Annotated in this window: 19 protein-coding genes; 9 read left to right on the top strand and 10 right to left on the bottom strand. The window is 49.6% G+C overall.

Annotated features, from left to right (window positions below; genetic code table 11):
• The first annotated feature begins 129 nt into the window (after nucleotides 1-129).
• Nucleotides 130-2406, top strand: a complete 2277-nt coding sequence (gene pflB / locus EHW56_RS06475; RefSeq protein ID WP_046073650.1) for a formate C-acetyltransferase — start codon at nucleotides 130-132, stop codon at nucleotides 2404-2406.
• A gap of 166 nt (nucleotides 2407-2572) precedes the next feature.
• On the opposite strand, the gene EHW56_RS06470 is transcribed toward pflB, so the two are convergent.
• Entirely contained in the window at nucleotides 2573-4195 is a 1623-nt protein-coding gene (locus EHW56_RS06470) for a methyl-accepting chemotaxis protein (protein ID WP_152794701.1), read from the bottom strand.
• Nucleotides 4196-4526: 331 nt separating this feature from the next.
• Between EHW56_RS06470 and pflA the strand changes: the two genes are divergently transcribed.
• Complete coding sequence (gene pflA / locus EHW56_RS06465) at nucleotides 4527-5267, top strand: pyruvate formate lyase 1-activating protein (protein WP_152794698.1); 741 nt, start codon at nucleotides 4527-4529, stop codon at nucleotides 5265-5267.
• A gap of 43 nt (nucleotides 5268-5310) precedes the next feature.
• On the opposite strand, the gene EHW56_RS06460 is transcribed toward pflA, so the two are convergent.
• Complete coding sequence (locus EHW56_RS06460; RefSeq protein WP_046073653.1) at nucleotides 5311-6216, bottom strand: LysR substrate-binding domain-containing protein; 906 nt, start codon at nucleotides 6214-6216, stop codon at nucleotides 5311-5313.
• Nucleotides 6217-6413: 197 nt separating this feature from the next.
• Here EHW56_RS06460 and focA point away from each other — a divergent pair, with 197 nt between their 5' ends.
• Nucleotides 6414-7862, top strand: coding sequence for a formate transporter FocA (gene focA / locus EHW56_RS06455; RefSeq protein ID WP_152794695.1), 1449 nt, complete (start codon nucleotides 6414-6416; stop codon nucleotides 7860-7862).
• A gap of 110 nt (nucleotides 7863-7972) precedes the next feature.
• Here focA and EHW56_RS06450 read toward each other — a convergent pair whose 3' ends face one another.
• Nucleotides 7973-8638, bottom strand: a complete 666-nt coding sequence (locus EHW56_RS06450; RefSeq protein ID WP_077605870.1) for an energy-coupling factor ABC transporter permease — start codon at nucleotides 8636-8638, stop codon at nucleotides 7973-7975.
• 182 nt (nucleotides 8639-8820) lie between these two features.
• Between EHW56_RS06450 and EHW56_RS06445 the strand changes: the two genes are divergently transcribed.
• The 3 genes from EHW56_RS06445 (at nucleotide 8821) to EHW56_RS06435 (ending at nucleotide 11265) form a co-directional block, all read left to right on the top strand.
• A complete protein-coding gene (locus EHW56_RS06445; RefSeq protein ID WP_077578556.1) occupies nucleotides 8821-9321 on the top strand; it encodes a YfbU family protein in 501 nt (166 codons plus the stop codon).
• A gap of 129 nt (nucleotides 9322-9450) precedes the next feature.
• Complete coding sequence (gene rlmA / locus EHW56_RS06440; protein WP_077605869.1) at nucleotides 9451-10275, top strand: 23S rRNA (guanine(745)-N(1))-methyltransferase; 825 nt, start codon at nucleotides 9451-9453, stop codon at nucleotides 10273-10275.
• A gap of 18 nt (nucleotides 10276-10293) precedes the next feature.
• Nucleotides 10294-11265 carry a ChaN family lipoprotein gene (locus EHW56_RS06435; protein WP_152794692.1) on the top strand — a complete coding sequence of 324 codons (972 nt, stop codon included), beginning with the start codon at nucleotides 10294-10296 and terminating at the stop codon, nucleotides 11263-11265.
• A 124-nt stretch (nucleotides 11266-11389) separates the two neighbouring features.
• On the opposite strand, the gene yfbV is transcribed toward EHW56_RS06435, so the two are convergent.
• Complete coding sequence (gene yfbV, locus EHW56_RS06430) at nucleotides 11390-11839, bottom strand: terminus macrodomain insulation protein YfbV (RefSeq protein WP_077578559.1); 450 nt, start codon at nucleotides 11837-11839, stop codon at nucleotides 11390-11392.
• A 369-nt stretch (nucleotides 11840-12208) separates the two neighbouring features.
• Between yfbV and EHW56_RS06425 the strand changes: the two genes are divergently transcribed.
• The 3 genes from EHW56_RS06425 (at nucleotide 12209) to EHW56_RS06415 (ending at nucleotide 16939) form a co-directional block, all read left to right on the top strand.
• On the top strand, nucleotides 12209-13405 hold the full coding sequence (locus tag EHW56_RS06425) for an acetate kinase (protein ID WP_077578560.1): 1197 nt from the start codon (nucleotides 12209-12211) through the stop codon (nucleotides 13403-13405).
• A 105-nt stretch (nucleotides 13406-13510) separates the two neighbouring features.
• A complete protein-coding gene (gene pta, locus EHW56_RS06420; protein WP_077578561.1) occupies nucleotides 13511-15658 on the top strand; it encodes a phosphate acetyltransferase in 2148 nt (715 codons plus the stop codon).
• A 129-nt stretch (nucleotides 15659-15787) separates the two neighbouring features.
• On the top strand, nucleotides 15788-16939 hold the full coding sequence (locus EHW56_RS06415) for an amidohydrolase (RefSeq protein WP_152794689.1): 1152 nt from the start codon (nucleotides 15788-15790) through the stop codon (nucleotides 16937-16939).
• Nucleotides 16940-17029: 90 nt separating this feature from the next.
• Here the strand turns inward: EHW56_RS06415 and EHW56_RS06410 are convergent, their stop codons facing one another.
• From EHW56_RS06410 to EHW56_RS06385, 6 genes are all read right to left on the bottom strand, one after another.
• Nucleotides 17030-19297 (bottom strand): TonB-dependent receptor domain-containing protein, encoded by a 2268-nt coding sequence (locus EHW56_RS06410; RefSeq protein WP_152799342.1) that lies wholly within the window; start codon nucleotides 19295-19297, stop codon nucleotides 17030-17032.
• Nucleotides 19298-19421: 124 nt separating this feature from the next.
• A complete protein-coding gene (locus tag EHW56_RS06405) occupies nucleotides 19422-21773 on the bottom strand; it encodes a hypothetical protein (protein WP_152799345.1) in 2352 nt (783 codons plus the stop codon).
• Between the two features lie 203 nt (nucleotides 21774-21976).
• Complete coding sequence (locus EHW56_RS06400; RefSeq protein WP_152794680.1) at nucleotides 21977-23527, bottom strand: hypothetical protein; 1551 nt, start codon at nucleotides 23525-23527, stop codon at nucleotides 21977-21979.
• A complete protein-coding gene (locus tag EHW56_RS06395) occupies nucleotides 23524-24105 on the bottom strand; it encodes an ECF-type sigma factor (RefSeq protein ID WP_152794677.1) in 582 nt (193 codons plus the stop codon). Before EHW56_RS06395 ends, EHW56_RS06400 begins: the two co-directional genes overlap by 4 nt.
• Nucleotides 24095-25522 carry a chromosome partitioning protein ParA gene (locus EHW56_RS06390; protein WP_152799348.1) on the bottom strand — a complete coding sequence of 476 codons (1428 nt, stop codon included), beginning with the start codon at nucleotides 25520-25522 and terminating at the stop codon, nucleotides 24095-24097. The genes EHW56_RS06395 and EHW56_RS06390 overlap by 11 nt, the downstream gene beginning before the upstream one ends.
• Nucleotides 25512-26825 (bottom strand): serine/threonine-protein kinase, encoded by a 1314-nt coding sequence (locus EHW56_RS06385; protein ID WP_077479667.1) that lies wholly within the window; start codon nucleotides 26823-26825, stop codon nucleotides 25512-25514. Before EHW56_RS06385 ends, EHW56_RS06390 begins: the two co-directional genes overlap by 11 nt.
• Nucleotides 26826-26845: the final 20 nt, after the last annotated feature.

The raw sequence follows: 26845 nt of genomic DNA, 5'->3' as shown, positions 1-26845 counted from the left end.
ATTGCCCCGCTTTCGGGCGGGGTATCCGGATAAATCGATGGGTCGCAGGCGTCAGCCATACTGACAAAGACGATGACTGAACCTGGTCCCAATACATATCTTTTTGAAAAGAGTACAGGTAGGTGCAACATGTCTGAGCACGTTTCCAATGCATGGGAAGGATTTGTTGAAGGTAACTGGAGCAAAGAAGTTGATGTTCGTGACTTCATCCAGAAAAACTATACCCCTTACGAGGGCGACGAATCATTCCTAGTTTCTGAGCCAACTGACGCCACTCGCAAACTGTGGGCGCGCGTGATGGAAGGCATCAAGCAAGAGAACGCGACGCATGCACCGGTTGATTTTGATACGTCTGTGGTTTCGACCCTGACGTCTCACGACGCCGGCTACATCGAGAAAGATCTGGAACAGATTGTCGGTCTACAGACTGACGCGCCGCTAAAACGCGCGATGCTCCCGTATGGTGGTATCCGCATGGTTCAAGGGTCATGCGACGCCTATGGCCGCGAACTCGACCCACAAGTGAAGAAAATCTTCACCGAATATCGTAAAACCCACAACCAAGGCGTTTTCGATATTTATACCCCAGAAATCATGAAGTGCCGTAAATCTGGCGTGTTGACCGGTTTGCCTGATGCATATGGCCGTGGCCGTATCATCGGTGACTACCGTCGTGTTGCGCTATACGGTATCGACTTCTTGATGAAAGACAAGAAAGCCCAATTCGACTCGCTGCAAGAGAAATTCGAAAACGGCGAAGATCTGCAGATGACCATGCAGCTGCGTGAAGAAATTGCAGAGCAGCATCGCGCACTGGGTCAATTGAAAGAAATGGCCGCAAAATACGGCTGTGACATTTCTCGCCCAGCCGAAACCGCGCAAGAAGCCATTCAGTGGACATACTTCGGTTACTTGGGTGCAGTGAAAACCCAAAACGGTGCCGCCATGTCGCTTGGCCGTACCTCTACCTTCCTCGATATCTATGTAGAGCGCGATATCGCGGCGGGTAAACTGACTGAAGAGCAAGCGCAAGAGCTGATCGACCACTTCGTGATGAAGCTACGCATGGTGCGCTTCCTGCGTACGCCTGAGTATGATGATCTCTTCTCTGGTGACCCAATTTGGGCAACAGAATCTGTTGCCGGTATGGGTGTTGACGGTCGTCCACTGGTTTCACGTACCAGCTTCCGTTTCCTAAACAGCCTATACACCATGGGACCAAGCCCAGAGCCAAACATCACCGTGCTTTGGTCTGAGCAGTTGCCGGAAGGCTTCAAAAAGTTCTGTGCCAAAGTCTCGATCGACACCTCGTCTATCCAGTACGAGAACGACGATCTGATGCGCACTGACTTTGATAATGACGACTATGCGATTGCGTGCTGCGTATCACCCATGATTGTTGGTAAGCAGATGCAATTCTTTGGTGCCCGTGCCAACTTGGCGAAAACGCTGCTTTATACCATCAACGGTGGTATTGACGAGAAGCTGAAAATCCAAGTTGCGCCTGAACACGCGCCAATGACTGACGAAGTGTTGGACTATGACAAAGTCATGGACCGCATGGATCACCTGATGGATTGGCTGGCTAAACAGTATGTGACTGCCCTAAACAGCATTCACTTCATGCACGACAAGTACAGCTATGAAGCGGCGCTGATGGCTTTCCACGACCGTGATGTGTATCGCACCATGGCATGTGGTATCGCCGGTCTCTCGGTAGCAGCTGACTCATTAGCCGCGATTAAATACGCCAAAGTGAAGCCTGTTCGTGACGAAGACGGTATTGCTATCGACTTTGATATCGAAGGCGAATACCCAGCATTTGGTAACAACGACGAGCGTGTTGACCAAATCGCTTGTGACCTGGTTGAGCGCTTCATGAACAAAATCCGTTCACTGAAGACCTACCGTGACGCGGTGCCTACCCAGTCTATCCTGACTATCACTTCAAACGTGGTATACGGTAAGAAAACGGGTAACACGCCTGACGGTCGTAAAGCCGGCATGCCATTTGGCCCAGGTGCTAACCCGATGCACGGCCGTGATGAAAAAGGCGCGGTTGCGTCACTGACATCTGTCGGTAAACTGCCATTTGCCCACGCCAAAGACGGTATTTCTTATACCTTCTCTATCGTGCCAAATGCACTGGGTAAAGATGAGAACGCACAACGCGCTAACTTGGCAGGCTTGATGGATGGTTACTTCCACCACGAAAGCGGTCAAGAAGGTGGCCAGCACTTGAACGTCAACGTGATGAACCGTGAAATGCTGCTGGATGCGATGGAGCACCCTGAGAACTATCCTCAGCTGACCATCCGTGTTTCTGGTTACGCGGTACGTTTTAACTCGCTGACCAAAGAGCAGCAACAAGACGTGATTACCCGTACCTTTACCTCTTCACTGTAAGAGATAAATAAGGGTTAACGCCTAAAGAAAAAACCGCCGGCAATGCTGGCGGTTTTTGTTTGTCTGTCGTTTTTCAGCGCTATGTCTTGCTTTGTCCGGGGGTAACGCCAAAGAGCCGACGCCCAGCGAACAGTTGTTTAACCTGCCAGCTAGGCGCAATCAGCCATTACCCCACTTCAAAGCGGTCCAACTTACTGTCCAACTCACGTGCTGAATCGGCAAGCAGCTGGCTTTGCTCGGCAAGGTGCGACGCCGCACCGCTCACTTCGTTGGCCGAGTTGTGAATATTACTCACATTTTGGTTCATCTCTTCCGACACCGTCCCCTGCTCTTCTGCCGCCGCGGCGATTTGTACCACGCGGTCATTCGAGCCATGTAAGGCACTCACCATTTCCTTCAACTGCGCTTGGGTTTCTAGCGCCGTATTGACACTGTCTTCACTCGATTGATGACTTGATGTCATTGCCTCAGCGGCCTCAATCGCATTGTTGGTGAGCGATTCAATCGTGCCTTGAATTTGAGTGGTCGATTTTTGCGTGCCTTGAGCGAGCGAGCGCACTTCATCGGCCACCACCGCAAAGCCACGGCCTTGCTCACCCGCTCGCGCTGCTTCAATCGCCGCATTGAGTGCCAGCAGGTTAGTTTGCTCAGAGATGCCTTGGATCACCGTCGCCACATCACTGATCTCCATCACCCCTTGTTTCACTTGATTCACCAATTTATCCGCTGCGGCAATACGCTCAGCCACCTCACGAATACTGGCCACCGTGCTATCTAGCTTGTGGTTGCTGTCTTCCGCCATCGACGAAATATCGTTGGTCGCTTGCGCGGTTTGCTCAGCGTGATCGGCAACATCGGCCACGGTAGCCGTCATTTCGTTCATCGCCGTGGCGAGCTGCTCAAGTTGTGCGCGCTGCGATTGAATGCTTTGTGCACTTTCCTCACTGGCTGATGCTATGGAGGAGGCCATGGTCGATGATTGCTTGGCTTCATCATGCGCCACACGCAGCGCCTCGCGGACACTGCTCATCGCGGTATCCATGCGCCGAGCGAGTTTGCCAATTTCGTCATGACGGGTATAACCACACTCGACCCGAAGATCGCCACCGGCAATGCGATCGAATTTTTCCACCAGCTCATCCAAGGGCACCACGATATCGCGGCTGACAAACCCACCGGATACCAGCAAGATAGCACCAGATAACAGGGTTAAACCACCGATTTGCCACGCAGATTGTATCACCCGTGCTTCAATATCACTGACATGCACGCCTGAGCCAATAATCCAATTCCAGCCATCAACGCGTTTCACATAGGAAATTTTCGGCTTCATCTCGCCCTCAGGTGAACGCCAGGTGTAATCGAGCACGCCGCCCTGCGCGCCTTGACTGACTTGCACCATCTCACGCCAGTGGTGCTTGCCGTCACCATCGGTCAGCCCATCCGCACTGGTGCCGTTTAGCTTGGGCTTGATCGGGTGATTCACAACGGTGAGGTCGGGCTTGAGTACCCAAAAGTAATTATTCCCGTCGTAACGCAGTTTATTAAGCTGCGCGATCGCTTGTGCCTTTGCTTCTTCTTCGCCAATTTGTGGTGCCTGCTGACGATAATAGGCCACCACACTTTGCGCCACCTCAATATTGGCACGCAAGGAAGCCGTCCGTTCAGCATAAGACTGCTCCCGCTCTTTGTTGATGGTGTACGCGCTGATCCCTGCCAGCAACACAACGGCAACCAGCATTAGTGCAACAAGCTTATTCTTCACTCTCAGATCACTGATTTTTCTCATTATAAGTCCTAGCATTTGCTTTGATCCTAGCCTGACACCAAGCATGTCCTTGCTTGCATGCAACCTGGCATAAGCATGTATCGCTTTGGCGATGTGTCGCACGTAAGTTTGGACAAAAAAACAAAAAGTCACAAAATCTGCATGGAATTTATCTGGTTAACGTCTCATTCGCTAGGCAACGAAAAACTGGAACTGTGATCAAGCTATGACAGGGATGCAACATAGGAGAAATACGAAGGTGAGAAGTGCGAAAAAGCCGGGAATTCCCTTATCTTCACACCGGTTTTTGTAATAAAATGACGGCATAGCCATTCGCAGTCTGGAGACAGCTATGTCGACAATTGGTCGCATCCATTCGTTTGAGTCCTGTGGCACCGTAGATGGCCCTGGCATCCGCTTTATTGTCTTTATGCAAGGCTGCTTGATGCGGTGCAAATACTGCCATAACCGTGATACGTGGGACACGCACGGCGGCAAAGAAGTCACCGTGGATGAAATAATGAAAGATGTGCGTGCCTATCGCCATTTTATTACCGCCTCGGGTGGCGGGGTGACAGCATCTGGCGGTGAGGCCATGTTGCAACCTGAGTTTGTGCGTGACTTTTTCCAAGCCGCTAACGCGGAAGGGATCCACACCTGTTTAGATACCAACGGCTATATTCGCAAACACACCCCGGTGATTGATGAAGTCCTTGATGCCACCGATTTAGTGATGCTGGATTTGAAGCAACTCAACGATGAAGTCCACGAAGACTTGGTGGGCGTATCAAACCGGCGAACGCTTGACTTTGCTAAGTACCTGCAAAAAATTGGGCAAAAAACCTGGATTCGTTACGTGGTTGTCCCCGGCTACACCGATGATGACGACTCTGCCCATCGTCTTGGCCAATTTATTCAAGATATGGATAACATCGAAAAAGTTGAGTTACTTCCCTACCACCAACTCGGCGCGCACAAATGGGAAGCGCTGGGTCATGACTACGAACTGCAAGACGTCTCGCCCCCATCAAAAGAAGTGATGGAGAGCGTCAAAGCGATTATTGCCAGTTACGGTCACAGTGTCACCTACTAAGCGTTAACCCCATAAAGCCGGCCATGCAGCCGGCTTTTTCGCCTTACATCTCGCGTCGCCGCGCCTTCGTCATTCGAATGGCTTCACGGATAATACAGTCACGCAACGGGTTATCCGCCGCGTCTGCTCGCCAGATAAACGACAATGTGCGGCGCATATTTAGCTCCGGCACGTTCAGCGCCACCAGCTCTTCACGTTCTATCCACTTCTCGACATCAAGATACGGCAAGCAACTGAGGTAGTTGGAATTAGCCACCAAGGTGCGCAATACCGGCACCTGCTCATACTCACGGCGCACATCAAGATCTTCGATAACGCCATGAATGGCACTATCAAAACTGTGTCGCGTCCCCGCTCCCGGCTCTCGCAATACCCACTGGGCTTGCTCAAGTTGCGCCAAACTTACTTGATCGCGCTGCGCGTAAGGGTGATGCTTGGCTGCCACCACCACCAAATGGTCATGGCACCACACCTGCTGCTTCAACCGGCTGTCGTCACAACGCCCTTCAATGATCCCCAAGTCGTGCTGATACCGACGCACACTATCAATCACCTTCTGGGTATTTTTCACCGTAAAGTCGATTCTCAGCTCGGGAAAATCACTATCAATAATACTGATAAGGTCTGGAATTAGGTGTTCTGCTGCGGTCTGACTGGCAATTAAGGCAATATCACCACTAATAATGTGCTGCCCATCAAACCCTGCTTCAATTTGTTGCGCGTCAAACAACAGTTGTCGTGCTTTGGGTCGCAACCATGCTCCCCAATAGGTGAGCTGCATTTGCTTACCTTGACGCTCAAAGAGCGGCCTACCGAGTAGCTTTTCAAGCTGTGAAAGCGCCATGCTAGTCGCCGACTGCGTTAACGCTAAATGGTCGGCAGCACGGCTCACACTGCCCATCGCGGCAATCGCTTCAAACACAGCGAGCTGCTTAAGTGAGTAGCGCATCTAGGATCCTTACTGTCTGACTTTGATGACATCAGACTATCAATTTTTATGATTATGACCCTAAGCAATATCAATTTTACTCCTGATAACCAGGCGAATAGGCTGGATTTATTCACATTAAGTCTAAAAAGGAGTACAACCAGTATGTTTTTTTGTCTTCAAGGTCGGGCACACATTGCCAAAAGAGGAGGCAACCGATGGTAACCCCTATCCACACTGAAGGCCCCGCTGCGCTGCTGGTGCAAGCCGAACAATACGCAGAGAGCAAATCGCGCAAATCGACCCGTATGGCCGTCGGGCTGGCGATGATGGCAGGCCTATTTATCGGGTTGGCATTCGTGTTTTACCTCACGGTGACCACGGGGAGCACGGCCGGCTGGGGGCTCACTCGGCTGATGGGCGGGCTGGCCTTTAGCATGGGATTAATTCTTGTGGTACTCGGCGGGGCCGAGCTATTTACCAGCACGGTGCTGTCCATGCTTGCTCGCGCCAACGGCAAAATTAGTACACGTAGCCTGCTTTATACCTGGGCAAGGGTGTATATCGGCAACTTATGCGGCGCGCTATTGTTGGTGCTGATCGTGATGGCGGCGGGTTTATATCAGCTTGATGATGGGCAGTGGGGGCTCAACGCTCTTCATGTCGCGCAGCACAAGCTGCATCACAGCTGGCTGCAAGCGTTCTCCCTCGGTGTGCTTTGTAACTTGCTCGTTTGTCTGGCGATTTGGATGACATTCACCTCGCAAAACCCGCTGACCAAAGCCGTGATGGTGATCTTACCTGTTGCCATGTTTGTCAGCACCGGTTTTGAGCATAGCGTGGCCAATATGTTCATGGTGCCTTTGGGTATGAGCATCGCCACCTTCGCACCAGACAGCTTTTGGCAAGCGGTGGGCAGTTCCCCCGCGGCCTTTAATGACGTCAATCTCATCCAGTTTATCAGTGCCAATTTAATCCCCGTCACCCTTGGCAATATCGTCGGTGGCGCTGGCCTGGTTGGTATGGGCTATTGGCTGATTATCAACCCAGAAAGAGAACACAAAACCGCGCACATTTCTGCATTGACGCTCCCGTCTGCGCCTTATTCTGAGAGACCTATTATGACCCAAGAAACCTTAACTATTAAAAACAACATGCAATCGGCTCAGTGTGCTTTAAAAGCCCAGCAGTTTGTGGCGGACGCCCTAGAGCAGCTCAACCGCACCAAACTTCAAGGCGCCCCTGTGGTAGACAGCCAAAATCAACTAGTTGGCTTTTTCTCGGTGCAAGATGTCTTAGTGGATCTATGGTGGAATGACTATCAACCCGACATGGATGCCAAAGTTGAAGATCTGATGCGCACCGAGGTACAAACCGTTGAGGCAGACCAATCGGTGATTGAGCTGGCGCAGTACATGAGCATTGATAACCAAGTGCTCTATCCGGTCAGTGATGCGGGCATTGCCACCCGCTTTACCAACCAATCGGCATTAGAGCGCGCCAAAACGCAAACACTGTCTCGTCCCTATATTTATCCGGTGATGAAAGACGAGCGCTTGGAGGGGGTGATCACGCGCGCCGATGTGATTCGAGCACTCGCGCCACTTTACGGTAATGCAATGGATATCCTTCCCGCCGATGCGAAAGAAGGCTTAGTCACCGCCTAACACTTAGTTACCACCTAACACAGGGATGGCCGTTATCGATCACGCCGCCGGTCAATACCGGCGGCATTTTTCATCGAGATGTTGCCGTCATCGCCGCATTGACACACGGACTAACGCTCAGGTGATAAATACTCACGGTCATAAAAGGTGCGTAGCCAATGAGGCCGATATACCGCCATCACTGTCACCGCCATGCCATTTAATAACGCCTCAGGGAACCACATCAGGAGCGCAATTTGCAGATAGTTATGGACAATGTCTTGCCAGCTATGTCGCTCTGCCAGCCCGTACCACAACGATGTCACGGACAGCTGAAAAACCATGGTCAGCGCCGCGCCGATAAAAGCGGCGATAAAAATATAAATAAACAGGTGGCGAGTTAAATAATGGTAACTGAGCGCGAAAATCGCATAACTAAAAGTGATTGGCAGCACCGCCGTGGTGAGCGCGGTCATCCCCAAGTCCGCGACAGGGACAAAACCAAACACCGCCATCAGTGTTAGAGGCACAGTGGCAATCCAAATAGCGATACGCCAGCCGTGACACAAGGCGAGCGTGGTCACGCCTAAAAAGTGGATATCTAGCCCCGCTTTGATCCCTGCTTGAAGCGCCCATAAAGCAAACAACACCACCGCCGAGGAAAACGCCAAATGCTGGTAACCGGTTTCTTGACGCAGCTTAGAAAAAAATTCCGGCGGATAGGTTCGATACAGCACCGCGGCCCACAATAACCAGCCGCTCCATTGCCAACCGCTCACTTCGGCGAACTCAAACATATTCAATCCCTAGTCACTGACCTTTTCTACCTTTGACTGACACAACAACTAGCGGGTGATAAACGTGCTACGGACATAGCCCAGATCAAGATTTCCCCCTCATAGAGCTGGTAGTCTCTATTTATTCCCTCATCAATTGATGAATGACTATTGTACCTTTGAGAGTTAAGAGGCCAACCGCGATGGATATGACCCCTGCACAACGTCTAATTTTATCTAATCAATACCAATTAATGTGCCACCTCGATCCCTCGAATAGCGAAAAGTATCGCCGCTTACAAACCATTATTGAGCGCGGTTACAGCTTGCAAATGGCAGAAGTGATCAGCCAGTTCGAGGCGCTATGCGAAACCCAGTGTCGTGAGATCATTGATATCATGGAAATGCACCATGCCATGCAGGCCTCATACAACCTCTTGGACGACGCCAACCAAGCCGCCTTATCACCGCGCCGCGTTCAATTCTGGGGCTTCGACGCCGCCACCGAAGGTGCGTTAGTGCATTATGTCCGCTTTCTTGTCGATACGGAGGGACTCTATCCGCAATTCGATCAGGGCGAGCATCGTTTTAACAGCCAAATGCCCATGTTGGACAAATATCGTCGCATGCTGGATGTATGGCGTCATTGCCCGCGCCAATTCCACTTAAGCTTAACCGAGATTGAGCAAATCCTCGCCGCCTAAACCGCAGAGCGCGACCATCCCGAATCTCAGCCGCCCGCGAGGCGGCTTTTTATTTGCGCGTCTCGCGCTTGTCGAATGCCTCGCAAGCCCGTACCCTTAAGCCCATTCACGCTAACACACCGAACGACCATGATTTATCGATGCCCACTGTGCCAACAGTCTCTGCAAGCCACCTCACGTGGCGCCTATTGCGCGAACAATCACCAATTTGACCGCGCCAAAGAAGGCTACCTCAATTTGCTCCCCGTGCAATTTAAGCGCTCTAAAGATCCGGGCGACAACAAGGCCATGACCCAAGCGCGTCGGGCGTTTTTAAACGCTGGCCACTATGCGCCGATGCGCCAAGCGATGATTGACGCTCTCACCCAAGCGCTCGATGGCGAGCACAAAACCATCTTGGATGTCGGCTGTGGTGAAGGGTACTACACCCACGCGATTGCCGATCAAACCGCAGAGCAACAATGGTCTGTTCACGGATTAGATATTGCCAAAGTGGCGGTGCGTTATGCGGCCAAGTGGTACCCACAGTGTCAGTTCTCGGTCGCCTCTTCCCAGCGCCTGCCGTTTGCCGACAACAGCTTGGATGGTGTGGTACGGATTTATGCGCCCTGTAACGGCGAAGAGTTAGCGCGCGCGATTAAGCCCGGCGGCGTGGTGGTGACGGTTACGCCAGGTCCACGTCATCTATTTCAGCTAAAAGCCGGTATCTATCAAGAGGTGCGTTTACACGAAACGCCACCTGAAGCCCTACCAGGCTTCCAACTTGAAAGTGAGCACTCACTGCATTACTCGATGACATTGGCAGGTGAGCAAGCCCTGACTCTGCTGCAAATGACGCCCTTTGCCTGGCGCGCCTCGGATGAATGGCGTGACACCTTAGCGAACAGCGAGGCCTTTGAGTGCGACGCCGACTTCACCCTGCGCGTGTATCGCCATCACGCCGCCGAGCAATGATAGCCAAGGAGACATCCCATGAAACAAGGTCGCGTATCGGTTCGTATCATCAGCGCCTGGCTCGCCGCAGCCTGCATCGTATTCACCAGTTCGACGCTTCATGCAAAAACCGATGCGCTTGCCACTTTATTTGACTACCAAGTCACTCGCGCAGAGGGCGAATCATTGAGCCTGACCCAAGTGGCCCGCCAAGTGGCGGATGCCGATGTGGTACTCATTGGCGAATGGCACGGCCATCCAGGCGTGCACCGCTTTCAAGCTGAGCTACTCAGCCAGCTCGCCTCAGAACACCCAGTGGCCCTGTCGATGGAGCAATTCAGTCGCGATACACAACCCGTGCTTGACCAATATCTTGCTGGCGAGATCGGCGAAGACACGTTAAAGCGACAAGCCAATGCATGGGATAATTATGATGGTAGTTATCGGCCCTTGATTGAACTGGCCAAGCAACGCCAAATCGAGGTGATTGCTGCCAACGCCCCCAAGCGACTGGTACGCTGTATTGGTCAGCAAGGCTTGTCATATCTCGATAGTCTATCCGAGCAACAGCGTAGCTGGTTTGCCGACACCATAGATACCCAAGATTCACCGTATAAGCGCAAGTTTAAGGCCAATATGCACCATGGCAGCGCCAGCCAAACAGACGCCCAGTATGCGGCTCAGCTTGCGTGGGATGCCACCATGGCCGAAAGCATCGTCGATTACCATGCCGCTCAACCTGACAGCCAAATTGTGCATATTGCCGGGCGCTTTCACATCGCCGAAGGCTTGGGAACCGCGGCACAAATTCACGCCCGCAACCCTGAACTGCGCATTGCATTGATCACCGCGGTAAGCGACCAAGCCATGCTAAGCGACGACGCGCCCGACTTGCGCTTACACGTGCTACCCATGCCACAGCGCTGGCTGTCGATGGACGAAATGCGCCAAGCGGTGAGCCAAATGAAAGGGCAAGGTGCCGCTCAGTGCAAGCGCGCCACAAATAGCTAAGCGCTCACGCTTTCCCACATACACTTTACCCATATACAAAAACGCCGACCAAACGGTCGGCGTTTTGTTGTCGCTTCTTCTCTATATCTGTTCGCTAGTCGATAGCGACGCCGCCGCGTGTCTGTTAGAACCAACGCTCCAACGCAGCGCGATCTACTTTAAACGCGCGGCTTAACGCATGCGCAAGCTCTTTGTATCGTGGCTGGTTTTTGATCGGCTGCATCGCATGTCCTTCACTGGTGATCTTTTGATGCAGCTCGCGATACCAACCCGCAAGCGCTGGCGGCAGAGGCGTATCACGACGCTTACCCAACCACCACAAACCTTGCACCGGCAAGCTCAATGCAAACAAGGCCACAATCACCGCCTGCGGCAGCCCTTGTACATTATTGGCCGACATCTGTAATAACACGCTAATCGCCGCCACCGCTGGCATCACTTTGATCGCAAAGCGAGTCATGGTAATCACACGGTTCTCGGGGAATACCGGTGCCAACTCCTTTCTCATTGGCCATTCCTGCATGTACTTCTGACCATCTTGCAGGCAACGCCAGATTGACTTATTCGTTGTCATACCTACCTCACTTACTCGTGTGACTCGCTCAGTGTGGCACAAGGCGCTGTCACTCAACTTTTACAATAAAAATTAAACAAACTGTTTAAAAACTTTCAAAATTAACCAGTATTGCTCAAAAAATTTTTGTTATCTGTATCAAGTCCCGCTATCCTTAGCGCACTTTATCATTGTTGCTCGGATTCGATTGTCTCGCAACCTAATCTGGTTGTACTCGACGGAGCGTTCATTTATCCAGGACGGATAAAGATGGTTCTTTCCCCGCGACAACGCATGAGATAATTCTTTTTTTAAAAAGGTAGTGTCTCTGTTTGTCCACTATCCTTTTTGTTCAATACACTCTGTCTTACGAAACATAGGTAGTCATACATGTCCAAGCTGGTTCTCGTACTCAATTGCGGAAGCTCCTCTTTGAAGTTCGCCATTGTCGACGCTCAATCAGGCGATGAGCATCTTACCGGTCTAGCCGAATGCCTTCACCTTCCAGAAGCCCGCATCAAGTGGAAGATGGACGGCAAGCATGAAGCCCAACTCGGCGAAGGTGCCGCACACAATGAAGCGCTTAACTTCATTGTTGATACCATCCTGGCTTCTAAGCCTGAGCTTGCCGAGAACCTAGGTGCCATTGGCCACCGCGTTGTTCACGGTGGCGAGCACTTCACTCAGTCAGCATTAATTACGGACGATGTACTGAAAGGGATCCACGATGCAGCCAGCTTTGCACCGCTGCACAACCCAGCCCACATCGTAGGTATCGAAGCGGCGAAAAAAGCCTTCCCAGCGCTGAAAAATGTCGCTGTATTCGATACGGCATACCATCAAACCATGCCAGAAGAAGCCTACTTGTATGCACTGCCTTATAACCTTTATAAAGAGCACGGCATCCGTCGCTATGGCATGCATGGTACCTCGCACTACTTTATCGCTAACGCCGCCGCTGAGCAGCTTGGCAAACCTGTTGATGAAGTGAACATCATTAACTGCCACCTCGGTAACGGCGCGTCAGTTTGTGCGATTAAAAACGGCAAATCCGTCGACACCTCAATGGGCATGACCCCGTTGGAAGGCCTGGTAATGGGCACCCGCTCTGGTGACCTAGATCCAGCGATTATCTTCCACCTGCACGATGCACTGGGCTACAGCGTTGAGCAAATCAACACCATGCTGACCAAAGAGTCTGGCCTACAAGGCTTGACCGAAGTGACCTCTGACTGCCGCTTTGTCGAAGACAACTACGGTGAGAAAGAAGAAGCCACTCGCGCGATGAACGTGTTCTGTCACCGTCTTGCTAAGTACGTGGCCAGCTACACCGCGACCCTCGATGGTCGCCTAGACGCGATCGTCTTCACCGGCGGTATCGGTGAGAACTCAGGCCCAATCCGCGAATTGGTACTCGAGCGCCTATCTCTGCTGGGTGTTGACGTCGACAAAGAACGCAACCTAAAAGCCCGCTTTGGCGGTGAAGGCGTGATCACCACAGACGAAAGCCGCGTGCCTGCGATGGTGATTTCAACCAACGAAGAGTTGGTCATTGCGCAAGACACCGCGCGCCTAACTGGCCTGTAAGACCATTCCCAACGGCTGATTCCACTCAGCCGTTTTTATATTTGTGCCGGCCTGTCCGGCACGCCAATCAGATAGTAAGAGGAAGTCAACGTGTCCCGTACTATTATGCTAATCCCAATCGGCTCCGGCGTCGGCCTGACAAGTGTCAGCCTCGGCGTGATGCGAGCGATGGAGCGTAAAGGCGTCCGCGTCTCATTTTTTAAACCCATTGCGCAGCCTCATCACGGTAGCGACACTGATGTCACTGACCTGACGACAGAAATCATTCACGCCAACAGTGACATGAAAGTCGCCGAGTCGATGTCAATGAACCAGGCCGAAGATCTGCTGCGTTCCGATCAAGAAGACGTGCTGCTTGAAGAAGTGCTTGCACGCTTTACACGCGCCACGCAAAACACCGAAGTGGCACTGGTTGAAGGCTTGGTCACCACGCGTAACCATCCGTTTGCCAACCAAATCAACTACGAGATTGCCAAGACGCTGGATGCAGAGATTGTCTTTGTCACCACACCAGGTACCGACAACCCTGCGCAGCTAAAAGAGCGTATCGAGTTTGCGTGCACCAACTTTGGTGGCAGCAAAAACGGCAACATCTCTGGCGTGATCATCAACAAGCTCAATGCACCTGTTGATGATGCTGGCCGCACCCGTCCCGATCTGTCAGAGATCTTTGACGATGCAGACGGCGCGCGTCCGACTAACGTTGAAGTGATGCAGATCTTCAACACGAGCCCAATCCGCGTACTGGGCTGTGTGCCATGGAAAATCGATCTGATTGCTACCCGTGCCAGCGATATGGCTAAGCACTTGAATGCCACCATCATTAATGAAGGTGAAATTCACTCGCGCCGTATTAAGAGCATTACCTTCTGCGCACGCTCTATTCCTAACATGGTTGAGCACTTCCGCCCTGGCTCACTGCTAGTGACCTCGGCAGACCGTCCAGACGTGATTGTCGCGGCCTGCTTGGCAGCAATGAACGGCGTGGAAATCGGTGCGCTGCTACTGACCGGTGGTTACTCGATCCCTGACCAGCTCAAAGCATTGTGTGACCGTGCCTTTGAAACGGGCCTACCAGTGTTCACCACCGCAGGTAACACCTGGCAAACCTCACTCAACCTGCAAAGCTTCAGCCTCGAAGTCCCAGCTGACGACAAAGAGCGTGTTGAGTTTGTGAACGACCATGTAGCCAGCCACATTGATGGTAACTGGATTGAGTCACTAAGCTCTGGTTCTAACCGCGAGCGTCGCCTCAGCCCACCGGCCTTCCGTTATCAGCTCACCGAGTTTGCGCGTAAAGCCGCCAAGCGCATTGTGCTGCCGGAAGGTGACGAGCCACGCACCATTAAAGCGGCCGCTATCTGTGCGGAGCGTAAGATTGCTGAGTGTGTGCTTTTGGGTAACCCAGAAGAAATTAAACGTGTTGCCGATCAGCAAGGCGTGACCTTGGGCGCTGGCGTAGAAATCATTGACCCAGTGAAAGCGCGTGACAAATACGTGGCCCGCTTGGTTGAGCTGCGTAAGAGCAAAGGTATCACCGAAGTGATTGCGCAAGAACACCTGGAAGACACAGTCGTACTGGGTACCATGATGCTAGAAGCCAACGAGGTGGACGGCCTGGTTTCCGGTGCCGTGCACACGACGGCCAACACCATTCGCCCACCGCTGCAGATCATCAAGACAGCCCCGAACGCCTCTTTGGTGTCGTCGGTCTTCTTCATGCTGCTGCCTGAGCAAGTGCTGGTATATGGTGACTGTGCGATCAACCCAGATCCAAACGCTGAGCAACTGGCAGAAATCGCCATTCAATCGGCCGATTCAGCCAGCGCCTTTGGTATCGAGCCACGCGTAGCGATGATCTCTTACTCGACTGGTAGCTCAGGTAAAGGGGCTGACGTGGATAAAGTTCGCGAAGCCACCCGCCTTGCCAAAGAGAAGCGCCCTGATCTCGTGATTGATGGCCCGCTTCAGTACGACGCAGCAATCATGGAAAATGTTGCTAAGTCGAAAGCACCGGATTCACCGGTTGCCGGTAAAGCGACCGTGTTCGTCTTCCCAGACTTGAACACAGGTAACACCACCTACAAGGCGGTACAGCGTTCTGCTGAGCTGGTGTCTATCGGTCCAATGCTGCAAGGCATGCGCAAACCGGTGAACGACCTGTCTCGTGGCGCACTGGTCGATGACATTGTTTACACAGTGGCCCTGACAGCTATCCAAGCGAAACAAGCGGAAGACAACGGCCAAGTGTAATTTTCACCACGCCCTGTCGAGATAAAACAAAAGCCAGCACCTGTTGCTGGCTTTTTTGCGTTTGCGTTCACAACGTGACATGCCAACGCGATCTAGCATGGCGTATCCATTCTGGTTTTGGAGTCGAAGATGGCTAACGAGTTCGATCCCGTCACGCTACGGCATACCCTGCACCAAACCCCTGAGCTTTCTAACCACGAAGCCCTCACCGCACGTACTATCGCTGCCCAATTGCGACAATTTGGCTTTCACCCAGCCACTGATATCGGTGGTCACGGGATCCTGGTCACCATTCAAGGCGCTGCGCCAGGGCCCACCACCTTGCTACGCGCCGATTTTGATGCGCTCCCGATTGAAGAGCGTGGAACACAGGCTTATTGCTCCCAGCATTCGGGCGTGATGCATGCGTGTGGCCATGATGGTCATACCGCGGCGTTGCTAGCCGTCGCTGCCGAGCTTAGCCACACTCCGCCCGCTCGTGGTACTGTGCTGCTTGCCTTCCAGCCTGCAGAAGAAACCGGAGAAGGCGCAGTGCGTATGTGCGAGTCCCCCGCACTTACCAACGCGCAAATTGATAACGTCTACGCCTTTCACAATCTCCCCGGCTTTAATCAACATCAAATCGTGGTACGCCCAGGGACCTTTGCCTGTGCCTCGACTGGAGTCGCCATTGAGCTGTACGGAAAAACCTCTCATGCCGCCTACCCCGAACGCGGGATTAGCCCTGCCGGTGCGATGACAGGCGTGATGCATACCCTGACACAACTGCCCGACGCCTACCCTGAGGCCAACAGCCTTGTCACCTTGGTTCATGCCCAGTTAGGAGAGCCCGCCTACGGCGTCGCCCCCGGCCACGCGACCGTGATGGCTACCTTGCGCAGTGATGACAACGCTACTTTCCACGCGATGAAAGCCAGCCTGACTGCCACGATTAACGCAATCGCCCAGCACGCGGGGCTAGAGGTATCCATAGCATGGCACGAGCCTTTTATCGCCGCCTACAACCACCCGGATCATCACGCCCATGTGGTTGACGCCGCTCAAACTATTGGGTTGTCAGTTCAAACACTTACCGAGCCGATGCGATGGTCAGAAGATGTGGCCGAATTTCTCGCCCGATGGCCCGGCGCGTTGTTTGGGATTGGCAGCGGAGAGCATCACCCACAGCTGCACAACCCGGACTATGACTTTCCGGATGCGATTTTATCGACCGCACATGATCTATTCTGCGCCTTGGTGGCTCGCCATCATGGCATGGCACCGCCTCCGGCGACAGAATAAACACGGGTAAGATAAAAAACAGGCCTGTTACGGAATACGCAAAGGCCTGTTCATCCTGCTCAACGCCAAGTCAGCGCTAACGCATCACCGTTAGAACGACCACTGGGTGCCGATGGTAATGGTGCGGCCCGGGTCCGGCATACTCACCACCGAGCCAGGTTGAATGGTGTAACGGTCCGTTAGGTTATTGACCGTAATAAAGACACTGACATCCGGCGTGATGTCGTAGTGGCTATAAATATCCACCAAGTATTCTGATGGGATTGCCACCACAGGGCTTGCGGCGCCGGTGCCTGTTAGCCAATCGGCAGGGTTCGATTTGCCACTGTGGTAACGCACTGTCGTGCCAATATCGAGCCGATCATCCAACCATTTATGGCCAATATTCAGGTGCCATTTACGCTCAGGTGGAATACGAGTCGGTGTGGTGCCCCACGCAAAGCCTAAGCTGTTACAGCGGTCCATGCCTGAACGTTCGGCTTGATCTTGCGAACACACCTGCACCCTGTCGTAAAACGTGGCAGAGAAGTGGCTATAAAAGCCTTGATACGCGTAATGCGCTTGCAACTCGATGCCAGACAGCGACAGCTCATCATAATTGGTAAAAGTAAAATTACTGCGCCAAGACGGCATACCCGGCGTGCGATCGAGCACACCACCCGAAATAAAATCACTGACATGGTTATTAAAGTAAGACACCGTCATGGCGGCGCGACGTGTTTGCGCCAGTCCTAATTCCTGCAACCAAGCTCGGCCATCTGAGCTAACACCGTACTCTTGGTTAAACGACACTTCAGGATCCAGCGGGTTATACGGGTTGTAGCTAAACACCTCGTTAGAAATAGTCACTTCATACAAGCTCGGTAACCGCGCCGTGCGAGAGAGTTTGGCAAACACAGACGCCGAAGCATTGATGTCATAATGCACCTCACCCAATAAGTCCCATTCACCGCGATAGTGCAAAGATTGCTGGGTTTGCTTATCCAGTGATTGCGCCTCATGCCAGTTTACGCCAAGCTTTGCGGTCACCGGCGTGAGATCGATTTCACTATTGGCAAACACACTCCACTCTGAGCGTTTTCCGTGGCGAGAGGTCGGCTCGCTGGTATAAAACTTGTCGGTGTCACCACGCGGTTCAAGGGTTTCTTTGGTGTAAGACACACCATAATCCACACTCACCGGCACACTCGACCATTCACTGCGGTTGACGATACTCGCGCCATGACGGTCGTTTTGATACTCATGCAGATATTGCTCTGCATTGCTTCCTTTCGCCCAGAGCCCGTTGTATTGGTTCAGTTTGGCCGACGTGTGCCACGCATTCGCATGCAGATTCAGCCAGCTTTGCGACGGCGAGGTATACCGGTAGTTCGCACTATAAGCATCCACATCCGCGGTTCCTAGCCCCCACTGTGGCATCAAGGTGTCGCCATCTTTCTCGTAGGTATACCAGTAGGCCATCAGCACCTCGCCCGCCTCTTGGCGGTGGTGACGATAGCTAATATCCGCCTGATGACCATTGCCGAATTCTTTGTCCAGTTTGGCGAGCCAAGAATCACTCTCAAAACTGGTATTACCCACCTCTTGGCCTGCACCAATCACAGGCTCTTCGTAGCGTTCAATGCCCTTTTTACCGGCAAAGTGGTTGCCCTTTTTGCGATGGCTAAATGCCAGCACACCACCGAGTCCATCACCCTGATACCCTAGCCCTACCATTGCAGACCCGTTATCAAACCCTTGGTGGTCACTGCTATCGGCCAAGCGATAACGCATTTGCTCTTGGGCATCGTCACTCACACGCGGCGAGCGGGCGTTATTGTGGGCACGTAGCTTCACCACCGCACCAAAGCCCTCGCCATCACGAACAATGTCTGTCGCATTGAGTGTGGTAGCGGTAATGGTGCCGCCAATCGCACCACTGGCATAAGGCGACCGCCCAATTGTTGCCCCTTTGTCTACCGACAGCGACGACAATAAGTCGGTATCAATGTAGGTACGATCACTCACTCCCTGATAACCACGCGAGGTATGTGTCGACTGCAAACTGCCATCAATCAGCATCGCAACCCGCCCATGCCCTTGCAAACCACGAATACCGGGGTCAATCGCGCCGGCTTCGTTATGGATGTTATTGAGCTGAATACTGGTGTTACCCGAAAAGATATCCGCGTTACTGATCCCACGAACCTTATCCAAATCCTCACGCATCATCAGCGCATCGGAAAAGCGATCGGCATTGACCACCACGGTATCGATAGGCGCATCGTTTTCAGAGGCATCCTCTGCCGGAGCAGCAAGTGCGAGAGAAGGAAAAGCAAAAAAGTTAAGAATAAAAGAGGCGACTGGCTTTAACTGCATTGAACATTCCCCGTCAATAAAAAGCGACGGGGATGATAATGCAAATGGTTATCATTTTATAGCATTATTTGTGATCAAAAAAGCCCTCGCTCAACGAGGGCTCTTCACAACACCTTGTATTCAATTACTCTTGAATTAACGGGAGGTTGTCCATGATATCTAGCATCACCTGCTTGTTATCACTAGAAAGGCTGTAGTTTGGCAACGACGTTCCACCGTTATCTTGAGACCACGAAATCCCCACTAAAACATCGCCTATTTTGCGGTTAATGTAGCGATGACGTTTTTTCTTATCCTCACTCGATTCCTGTTGAATAAGCAACTCATTGCCGAATTCATCTTGAATAACACGCCATTGACCACCGGTAAAAAAGTCATCTTTTGACTGTGTTTTATAGTCGATGGATTGAGATTCGTAGTAACCATTGCTTTTGAAGCGATTCATTAATATCGAGTATTGCAAAATCGGATCTTCCCCATCGAAACTTTGGGTGACACCGGTTTGCTCAACCATCAATCGATATTCTTCAACACCAGGGTAAACAAATGAGTCAACCTGAGCTGATTGATAAAAAGGAGTATCTGACGAGTCTAGCCAGAACAACTCATCATTAAACGCTTTCATAATCAATTGCTCTTGACCCTCAGCGTCTACATGGTGATAGAGACGCTCCATCACTACCGATTCACCTGCCCCATCTAAGGTCAATTGTAATTTCCCTTCGTTCAATGTCACACTACCGCAACGTTTATGTTCATACTCAACATAGTCTGTTACATGATCAAGAGAGACCAACATCTGTTGAACAGATTGTGGATTCGTTAATGACCAATCGGTCTTACGACTAATGTTTGTCTTGTAGGCGTCGGGCACCTCGTCATTGCCGCCCCAGCAGAACTGATAATCTCCACCATTTTGTAGGAACATGGCATAACCAATTTCACCATCGGAATCTGCCAGGCTACCCATTTTCCACACGCGATTATCGTCAAATAACGCTTGGGTAAAGCCGTTTTCTGGTTCAGTCACTGGAGGCTGATAGCCCTCTTTAACGTCAGGAAGGGAGAACAGGGTTGACGTCATCGCCCCTTTATTATCTTTCGCAGAGATAACGAGTTTTGTCCCCGACTGACGCGCATGTTTCGGGACACCCGTAATACGTACGAGACCTTGTTTATCCACGGAGGCAACGAGACCCTCGAGATTAAACTGATCGACGTGATAAGACTGGATCGCTCCATCGGCGTCCTTGAACAGAGCTGCAACACTGAACGATTGCTCAAAAACGTCACCTTGCTGGATATACCAATTATCAAGGATATCCTGCAATTCGGTTTTTTCTTGAGTATCCACAACTGGCGCTTTGTTTGATGTGCCAACTGTGAACTGAAGTGTCACTGCTTGTTTACCAACTTTTTTATTATCACTGTTAAAATCGTCGGCCAAAAGGGTTAGAACAACAGGGCCAGCTTTTAACGCTTCACCATTACTCGAAAGCTTAAGTGTATTCTCGCGATAAGAGATCTGAATCCCCATATCTGGCGACAATGAGTCTACCGACCACGCTACTAGTGCTGTAGTATCTTTATCACTGAATAGCTCCGCAATATCTAAATCAATGACTGGAAAACTGTCGGTATCCATTAATGATTTCGTTTTGTCACTCAGCTTTGCCTGTAGTTTAGCTAAGGCATCGGCGTTTACTTTTACTGTGTGGTTTTCAGTGACCGTAAAGCTGTCGTTGTTATTATCGCGCGTAATTACTGGCTTATACGTCGCATCTTCCAACTGCTCATCAGTCAAGGTATCAACATGTTGGACCGCCCGATCAGCGATCTTTAAAGCCATTTCATCATACTCAGCTTTACTGTCAGCCTTTGAAACTGTCAGTACCTGAGCAACTTTATGCAATTTTTTATTTTTGCCCACATAGTCATCGAAGATTTCTGCTGAGTCTTCAATACCTAATGCCGTTTGCACCGCGTCGATTGCGACGTCTTCACTTTCACCTTGGCGCACTCTACTTGCGACCAAATCAGACAATGGTGAAATAACAACATTTTTGTTCTTAAGAGTAGAACTCGGCGCCATTAATGCGACTTCTTTATTGAGCTTTTGTCCTTTCAAATCTTGGTCAATCGTCGCTTGAGGATCCAAGCCTAACTCTTCGAGCCAACTCAGTTTAGGACTGCCTTCAGCGATAATCTGTATCCCGATAGGTCCTTTTTCTTTAATCTTTTCACGTGCAACCTGAGCCTTACCATCACTATTCGTTTGTGCGATAACAGGCTCGGATTTATTCCAGTTACCGTCGTTATTTTGGTCGATAAAAACGACAGCATTACTCAAATAACCATCGATTGCCGTAATGGTTACCATATCTTTCGATGGCGTTGATTGCTCAGAAGAGCCAGAGCCATTACAACCGGTCAATGCAATCGCAACGGATGCCGCAAGAAGTGTTTTTTTATTCATCTTTGTCCCTGAAATAAACTGCAAAAACTACGCGCACGATCAAGCGATCTGCGCATTTTCGTTCATTTTGTTGCTAACACCTTGCTAGCACAAGGGACGTAAAGCTATACAAAAACCGTAATTTTTTTTAGTCTTTTTTATCTCAAAGCCACTTTTCGAATAAAAATCAGGCCAAAATAGATAAAATCTGTCTATATATCATACTACTCCTGTGGTTCAGCATAGAGAAGATTGATCTTAAACGTTTCTAAGCGATCTTTATATTCAGGCTTAGGGTGTAACAAGTAAGAGTAGATACGCCCATGAATCGGTATATCACTCGGATCAAAAGAAAAGTCTAGGTAGAGCGCCACTCTCGTCGGCGTTTGCTGGTACGTACCACACTGAGGAGGATAATTTCCCATGGGATCACCACTCGTGCTGATGAGCGTGTTGTATTGTGATGGACCAATCAACACTGAGTAGCCATACCAGCGTTCAATGTCAGCGCACGTCATACTATGAATAGGATGGGTAATATTTAGATCGGAGTCTGCAGGCTGATAATAACTTGGATCATCAATACGGACGTTGTAGATGTAATTCATCATGCCCACCAAGTAATAGTTACCCTCAGGATCCATTAACAAGTGGTCAAAATAACGGCCTTCATAGATATGCCGTCCGGTATGCATATTCAACCGTGCTTCTGCCGCCCGTTTGTTATCAAAAAGCGTATCGGTTTGGTATTGCCCACCACGTCGTTGCGTAACCAAGTAGTGATGTGCACTTGGCCCATAATAAGCATCATAATCAAAGCGCAGTAACCAAGTGATCTCGCCAGCTTCACGCGATAACTGGATTAAAACAGCATCACCTTCAACTCTGTAAGCTCCCCGCTGCGCGATATTTGACATATCTGGACATTTTAAACGATCTCGGCCGATGGCATACCAAACCGCATCATCACGAAGTAAGAAAATCTCGCATTGCAAGATATCATAAGCGACACCATTTTCATCGCGAATCCGTGTAGTTGTTAAACGATACAAGGGTTGGTCAACAAGCACCTCTGCCTTATCAGGTTTGTCCTCAATCCCCGGCAAAGGAAAACGAGCAACGGCCCAACTCTCTTCACCGCTGCCATGGTGATTATCTCGCGCCCTGATTACTAAAGTTAAGCGCTCCAGATGATCATTCGGCGAGCCGCTCACTACAACCTGGCTTGATGATAACCGGACAGAAATAGACTGTGTTTTTGCTCCCTCAATGCCGACTTGATAACTTAAGAAATCATCTTCAGCATCAATAAATAAATTTTGGAACGAAACCCGATGATACATGGCAACGTCTTGTTCCAAGCGCCACGTTGCAACCTCCGCAGATATTTGAGAAAAAACATGAGGATCGATGGTTGGTTTGCTGTTACTAGGCTTCTGATAACCAACCGCTTCTCGTGACGACGCTTGTGCCGTCATCAATGCCACTTCATCCTCAACACTGTCATCGGGAGATATTTTTGGCTTTTTGACTGGAGCGATAGAAGCTTGGGAAATTGTTTCTTCTAATGTTTCTTCTACTTGTATATCCTGCTCAGTCACTAATAAAGGAGCTGGTGAGAAAAAAGGGAGTGACGCTTTATTTTTTCCTTTTAGCGTTTCAACTGTCTCAGATTGAGTCTTTGTTGCTTCTTCCTCGGCACCTTCACTTTCTGGTCTTAAGATAAAGAAGGACACACATAAAATACACGTTATAACAAATAGCTTCCGCTTCATTGAGCACGCATCCTCGATGCAAACCATCCTTTCGAGAATTTAAGATCCTTTTCGATCAAGCTTTTGCTACAACTCAACGTCTGGCTAATTTCATCCACTTTCATTCCAACCAGATACTTCATTTTTAAAACATCAGCTTGCCTAGGATAGCGATGCCCAAACTTCTCGAGCTCCATATCAAAAACTAGCATTCTATCTAATCCACTCAACTGATTTTTATCTACGAAAATTCTGGTCGATTTTCTCTTACTAGCATGTAATTTTCTTGCTTGTTCAATCAATACCTGACGGATAATTTTTGCAGCCATGAGATAGAATGACTTTCGATTATTCACATCTGTTAAATCCACTTGCGTCATTTTGATATAAGCTTCATTAACAAGCATAGTATCACTGTGAATAGCATCACTAATAATCGTGTTGTCAGCACCAAAGTTATCACTACTTCTTTTGCTTTCAAGTGCCGCCAGTTGCTTTAACCTAGCATAAGCCAGATGGTAAAGTTCTGATTCAGATTGTCGATTACCTTGCTTCCATTGTAAAAGAAGCTGTGTGAAGTCAGCGTTTTTATTCATCATATTTTGTATACATACTTGTCTTAATAGTTTTTAAACTGGGCAAACCATGCTTATCTAATATTTTTATTTGATTGTATTGATAGATAGTCCCGCCTAACCAACTTTCATTAACTGGCAAGTACTCCCAACTGGTGTATTGATCGCCCTTATCTATATCAAACCAACTCACAGTAACATTGAGTGCAGACAAAGCAGTCTTGCCCGTTTCATTTAGCCACCAGGCATCTCGATACAAAAACTTATCCATTAACTGATAGCTTGATTCTGTGATCGGACAATGATCTGTTTCTTTAGGCCCTTCTAGGAGACGATCACCTTTCATCAATACGCACTGAGATGAAGTTTTGCTGCCATTAAATGTTTTCTTTATCCATACTCCGGAGTAATCAATAAAACTCTCTTTACGCTTCGGATAAATAAAAGTCACACCTTCAGCAACATTGTTGTGTTCAATATGTTTTTTTTTGCCTAGCCCCTGAGATTTCTCCATTAAAAGATGCGTTTTCTCATCATAATTTATGGCAATAGAACGATATTTCCAATCGCTACCATCTTGTCGATCGTCAATGTAAAAGCCATTTAATTGATATTGTCGACAGCCCTGGCTAGCACAACTTACTAGGCCTCGTCCACCACCAAATTCACTGAGTGGGCTGACTGCTACCTTCTGGTCGTTACTAGGATCAAGCTGGCACCCTTTGAACCTATCGCCTATTGAAGGATATTCAATGATCGTGTCATCTGTTATCTCAAAAACCGTTTTCCCTATCGGCGCGTGGTAATAAGGATTCCTTAGTTGGTCAAGATTGATGGCGCAGATATTTCCTTTATAGTCTCTTTTCTTGACGGTTTCATAGATGAACACTGTATCTTTCCCATCAAGAATTTTATGCTCTGAAGCAAATTTATCCTTAATATACTCGTGGCTTTTTTTAAGGTGACGAGCAGCTTCTTCGATGGATACAAATGCAAGTTGAAACTCATCCAAATGACTATCTAAGTAGCTTAAGTCAAGATTGTTTAGTGTGTTTATTAGCCCAGTATTGTTCCTCACACTGTCATCAATCGTGATGTTATTACGGTTATTTGGTGTACTATCCAGTGACATCAGTAAGCGAGTAAGATTAATACTTCTACTTGGCTGAGTGGAAATATTATTAGGAGTCACAATTTCTTGACCTGAAATTGCACTAATTAAAGCTCCGCGGTTATCTTGACCTAAATAAAATTTAACAGCGTCACCCTCGTCATATTCAAATCGACCTTTATCTGTAAAGCCTTGATGCCCCGAGGATGTTTCGTAATATAAACCTGTAACAGGAGCATCAATAAAGTAGCCACTTAATTGCGGTTCACTTTGCGCTGGCAGTATCACACTCATGTAGGATAGTAAAAACAGTGTAATTTTATTTTTCATTTTTTGAAGTACTCGGATGAGGGACCATCATAGCGACAATTAATTTTTGTTTAACATCATCAGAGACATGGGGATTTGCAAGAATTTGACGACGAGAAAGATCTAACATCACCTCAAAACTAATCGGGTGGTCGTACGTTTCTTTACCATGAAACATCAACTGTGTCAGATGCATAACCAGCTCTTCAGATGCCTGTTTTTCAGAATAAAGCTGCTGATTTTTTTTCACTAACACTAGGCTAAACACAAACGCAGACACGACCAACACGATCGATAAAAATAGAGGGATAGGCCGTCGTCGTACTAAACAGCGTAATCGATAGAGCCAATTATCTTGCTTAACAGAAATCGGCTTTTTATTCATCACATGAATAACGTCATTACGAAGCTGGTTGACAGTCACGTAGCGATTATCTGCCTCTTCTTCTGTCGCTTTAGTAATTACCAATGCCAACTCTTGATTGGGCTTTTTACCGTCCGCAGTCAGTAGAAATGCTAACAATTTGCCTAATGCGTATACGTCTGTTTGTTGGGTAAGGTATTCGCCACGTTTTTGTTCAGGGCTTGCATAACTCTCACTGTAGGCCAACACACCATCATCACTATCAGGGCTTGGATAGCATTCAAGTTTTTGTGTGAGGTTAAAGTCGATAATTTTGGCCTGTCCGTCTCTATCAATCAGGATATTATCCGGCTTAATATCACCATGAATCATTTGGTGGCGATGCGCATGCTCAATCGCTGAGCAAATCGACACAAACAAGGATAGTCGTGCCTTGTGCGACGTTGGCTGCGTTGCTATCTGCTTTCCAAGCGTGCATCCATCCACATACTCCATGACAATATAAACACACCCGTCACTGATCCCGCCATCAAACACCTTTGCGATACAGGGGTGACTTAAACGCGCCAACATCTGTGCTTCTTTGAACAGAGAATTTCTACCGATAATAGGGTACAAAGAGGGGTGGATACACTTTATGGCAAGTTCTTGTTCAAACGTACTATCATCGCGATAAGCGCGATACACAACCCCCATTCCACCGCGGCCAATCTCCTCACCGAGACGATATTTATCCAACGTAGTATTCGGTTCAAACAGCTGTGATGCGATGAAAGATTGAGCCCCATCTGACCAAATTTGGCTCAGCAATGGCTGTGTATCGCAATGATAGAATGGCAAGAGTTGTGCGTATTGAGAGGGAGACGTGACTTTCAACCGACTTAACCATACTTCCTGTTCTTCCTCGGACAAATCGAGAAAATCATAAACAAGCTGCGTCTCAGCCCCACCAAATTGCACAATAATCGACCAAGCCTATG

This window comes from Salinivibrio sp. VGrn1 (assembly GCF_009377995.1).
GTDB lineage: Bacteria > Pseudomonadota > Gammaproteobacteria > Enterobacterales > Vibrionaceae > Salinivibrio > Salinivibrio siamensis.
Note: the sequence above shows the minus strand (reverse complement) of the source record. Positions and strands in the feature narration are given on the sequence as shown.